General features: G+C 57.8%; 1 pseudogene. It reads right to left on the bottom strand.

The features are described from left to right. Positions 1–270, bottom strand: a pseudogene (locus R0J92_RS23270) (hypothetical protein); the annotation flags it as partial.

Genomic DNA, 270 nt, shown 5'->3' with positions numbered 1-270 from the left:
GCGCCCGCCCCCGAGCAGACGCAAGACCGCGCCTGCCGTGCGTTCTCGCAGATCATTGGTGGTGACCAGCTTCTCGCGATTGTGTCGCGCCATCTGGTTGGCTGCTTCGATCAGTACGGAGAAGCCGATAGCTGCGTAGAGATAGCCCTTTGGAATATGGTAGCCGAAACCTTCCACGACCAGGCTGAAACCGATCATCATCAGGAAGCCAAGACAGAGGATGACAACCGTGGGGTGCTTGTTGACAAAGTCCATCAGCGGCTTGGAAGC

The sequence above is a fragment of the Tritonibacter sp. SIMBA_163 genome (genome assembly GCF_046535935.1).
Lineage (GTDB): Bacteria > Pseudomonadota > Alphaproteobacteria > Rhodobacterales > Rhodobacteraceae > Epibacterium > Epibacterium scottomollicae.
The sequence above is the reverse complement of the archived record's forward strand: the minus strand, read 5'-3'. Positions and strand labels throughout refer to the sequence as shown.